The sequence below is a fragment of the Paracidovorax cattleyae genome, from assembly GCF_900104515.1.
GTDB lineage: Bacteria > Pseudomonadota > Gammaproteobacteria > Burkholderiales > Burkholderiaceae_C > Paracidovorax > Paracidovorax cattleyae.
On record NZ_FNJL01000080.1, the window covers coordinates 1 to 3,400 of the forward strand.

The window sequence follows — 3,400 nt, forward strand, 5'->3', positions numbered from 1 at the left end:
GAACTCCGAGTAGATGTACTCCACCGGCAGCCCTGTCGCACCGCTGTACCGTGCATCCAGCGCGGACAGCACACGCCCAGCCAGTGGGTCCAGCCTTTTGGAGAGCTGCGCCAGCATCCAGGCGCATTCCTGCATCCGCAGGTCCATGGCGAGAAGCGTGTCCGCCATGCACTCCAACTGGTGAACGGTATCCCGATAGCTACTCCCGAAAACCGGGCAACGCATGTCCGGTTGGTCGCACACGCTTCGCGCCAGATCGCCCAACCCACGTAGCAACGCGGCGTCGATCACCCCACCCAACACCAGCCAAGTCTGCGTCAGGTACAGCGGCACGGTGCCGCATGCGATCCAGTGCAAAGTCGGATTTTCCGCCGCTGTGCTGAAATCCCTGGGGTCGATGCCCAGCGCCCACGCCACCTGAGACGTGGGCGCAAGCCCACTCCAGCCATACTCCAGCATGCCGCCCGCCCAACTGGCGGAGGCACGGACCCTGCTCGTGACCATGCCATGCAGAGGGCCGCGCGGCAGCCGGTCCGCGACCCTGGCAAGCTGCGCTACAGTAACGCCCAGTGCGCGCAAGCGCGCAATGCCGACTGCATGCGCGCTGGTCTCCAAGGCACAGCGCACGGCTGCCAGCGCTTGCGCGACGTGCAGGACATGCCCGCGCACCACCGGGTCCTTGAAGCTGCTCGGCTTGGCAAGCGGCACCAGCGCCGCGGCCAGTGCGTCATGTACGTTGGAGTGGGAATGCATGATCGTGTCTCTCCTCCCGGGTGCCACGCATGCGTACAACCGGCCTTTTGGGGCGCGAGTCCGCCCCTGCCCTCGCGGGCATGGAATTGATGGAAATGGAATGGCGGGCCGCTGGCCCGGGCACGTCGTCAGCCCTGGCCGCGATCCGAAGCGATGCGGACGTGTGGGCCGCTCAGTCGCTCAAGGGCACGACCTTACGGGGGTGCGATGCCGGTACTTCTGGCGATTTCGCCCCACTTCTCGATGTCCTCGCGAATCAGCCGACCGAACTCTTCTGGCGAAGACGGTGACACGGCCAGGCCGACGGTATCGAAGCGCTGCTTGATGGATGGATCGGCGAGCACCTCGCGCAGCGTGGCGTTGAGCACAGCGACGATCTGGGGAGAGGTGTTCGCAGGAGCCGCCACGCCAATCCACGCGGTCAGGTCGTAGTCCTTGAGGCCTTGCTCCGCAAGCGTCGGGATATCCGGCGCCAGCGGCGTGCGCCGTGCGGAAGTGACACCCAGCGCGGTCACGCGCCCGGAACGCACCGCCTGCATGCCGTTGACGAGATCGGCAACGACAAAGTCCGTGTTGCCGCCTATCAAATCCGCCATGGCCTGCGGCGTTCCCTTGTAGCCTACCGCGGTGGCGTTGAAGCCCATCACCGAAACGAAGCGAGCGGCCATCAACTGGGTGCTCCCCGCCCCATACCCATAGGAAAGCTTGCCAGCATGGGCCTTGCCATAGGCGGCAAGTTCCTGCGCAGACCGGACAGGCAGCGATTTGCTGGAGACCAGCAGGAAGGGGGACTCGCCGATCAGGGAAATCGGCGTGAAGTCCTTTCGTGGATCGTACGGCAGCGATTTCATGACCGCCAAGTTACTGGCTCCATTGGTGACGCCCACCATGAGCAATGTGTAGCCATCCGGTGCAGCACGAACCGCTGCCATAGTGCCTACGAGGTTGCCGGCGCCTGCCTGATTGTCCACGACGATCGGCTGCTTCAGGCGTACCGCCATCGCGTCGGCCAGTGTTCGCGCCACGACATCCGTGATGCTGCCAGCGGGCATCGGTACCACGAGCCGGATCGGCCTGTCCGGAAACGCGGCAGCCACCAGCGGCGCCGCGGCAATGAGGAATGCGACGATGCGTTTCTTCATGGTTTCTCCTCGGTCTGTTGTTCTGTGCAGCTCTCAGATCGGCGCTCAAGGGGCGCTGCTGAAAGCGACCTCGGCCACCCGGTCCACGGATTTAATGGCCGTGGTGTTGCCTGCCTCGCCGAATCCATCCGCGATCACCACGTCGAGCAGGCGCAATGCCGTGCGGCAAACGTCCATCGGCACGCCAAGCGCCTCGGCGGCCTGGAGCCCCAGATGTACGTCGTTGCGGAGAAGGCTGCTGCTGAAGCGCGGTGGAAAGCTCCGGTCTAACAACCCGCTGGCGCGCCGCTCCTGCGTGGCGAATGACCTACCGCTCGATCGATTGATGACGTCCAGGACCATGTGCGGTTCAATCCCGGCAGCGGCGCCGCAGGCCATCACCTCGAAGCTTGCGAGCATCGACGTCGCATAGAGCACGCTGTTGAGTACCCGAAGGGTTTGCCCGCTGGCCACGTCGGTGCCGAGATAGAAGACGTGCTTTCCGATCGCTTCCAAGGCGAGTAATGCGCTTCCGTATGCATCCAGCGAGCCAGCAGCCATTATGGTCAGTTCACCGCGCACAGCAGCTGTCAGCCCTCCGATGACGGGAGCGCTCAGGAAACGCAAGCCTGCCTCGTCCATCAATGCTTTCGCCTCACGGGTGGCCTCTGGTCCTATCGTGGACAGATCCACAAGTACATTTGGTCTACGCCGCCCTGAGCGCCCAGCCAACTCCCGAACGACCGATAGCGCGCTGTCGGGCGTTGGCAAGCTCATGCAGACCACGCTGACCTCGGCCAGCATCTCATCCAATCCGCCCGCTGCGACCGCACCATATTCCAGCGCCGCGGATACGGCTGTAGCGTTGCAGTCGATCACGATGACCACATGACCTGCCCCAACCCAACGCCTGACGAAATGCCGGCTGATATTCCCAGTCCCGATCAAACCAATACGCATCATCCCTCCCAGTAATGCACTCAACGGTCGAAATGCTATGCCGACAGGTGGAATGTGACGATTGCTAAATATCCGGTGCAGTATGCATATTGGTTAATTGATCGACCGTCTCCTGCGGATTTCAACAATTATTTATATTAAACATAAGGAGCCATTTCAATTCACCATGGAGGCCGTGAAGTCCATCCGCTCTTGAGCCGCCTGTTCTTTGAAGGCAGCGATGAATGGGGCGACATAGGGTCTTGCGACGCCAAGCGACGAGCGCACTACCGCCGGGGTCAGCAAGATGTCTTCGGCGATCGGCACGGCCCTGAGGCGATCGTTAGGGTGTGCCTGCACCGTGAATTCATCGACCAGTGCTACGCCAATCCCGGATGCGGCGAGCGCGCATGCGACATCCATTTGCCAGACATCGAATCGTGAATGCAGTGACGCACCAATCTTCTTGAGCGCGGCCTCGATCAACTGGCCACCCGCGGGCGATCCGCACAGACCAGGGGCCGGAGTTCACCAGCCGGGCGTTCATGGCCTGGGCGGCGGCCCGGGGCGTTCGGCACTTGCTCAAC

4 protein-coding genes and 1 pseudogene are annotated in these 3,400 nt (G+C 62.8%); 1 reads left to right on the forward strand and 4 read right to left on the reverse strand.

All coding sequences use genetic code 11. From position 1 onward, the window contains the following. From BLR05_RS25500 to BLR05_RS25515, 4 genes are all read right to left on the reverse strand, one after another. Positions 1-753: hypothetical protein (locus BLR05_RS25500; protein WP_092840609.1), on the reverse strand; the 753-nt coding region annotated here is incomplete at its 3' end. Between the two features lie 194 nt (positions 754-947). Beyond that, a complete protein-coding gene (locus BLR05_RS25505) occupies positions 948-1,895 on the reverse strand; it encodes a Bug family tripartite tricarboxylate transporter substrate binding protein (protein WP_092840612.1) in 948 nt (315 codons plus the stop codon). Between the two features lie 45 nt (positions 1,896-1,940). Beyond that, positions 1,941-2,858, reverse strand: a complete 918-nt coding sequence (locus BLR05_RS25510) for an NAD(P)-dependent oxidoreductase (RefSeq protein ID WP_244160194.1) — start codon at positions 2,856-2,858, stop codon at positions 1,941-1,943. Positions 2,859-2,990: 132 nt separating this feature from the next. Then, positions 2,991-3,299 carry a LysR substrate-binding domain-containing protein gene (locus BLR05_RS25515; protein ID WP_167361353.1) on the reverse strand — a complete coding sequence of 103 codons (309 nt, stop codon included), beginning with the start codon at positions 3,297-3,299 and terminating at the stop codon, positions 2,991-2,993. 2 nt (positions 3,300-3,301) lie between these two features. On the opposite strand from BLR05_RS25515, the pseudogene BLR05_RS27430 reads away from it, so the two are divergent. Further along, positions 3,302-3,400, forward strand: a pseudogene (locus tag BLR05_RS27430) (integrase catalytic domain-containing protein); the annotation flags it as partial.

What these genes read in the sequence shown, in the direction of transcription:
- BLR05_RS25505 (WP_092840612.1), bottom strand. Translation starts at nt 1,895, where the DNA reads ATGAAGAAACGCATCGTCGCATTCCTCATTGCCGCGGCGCCGCTGGTG.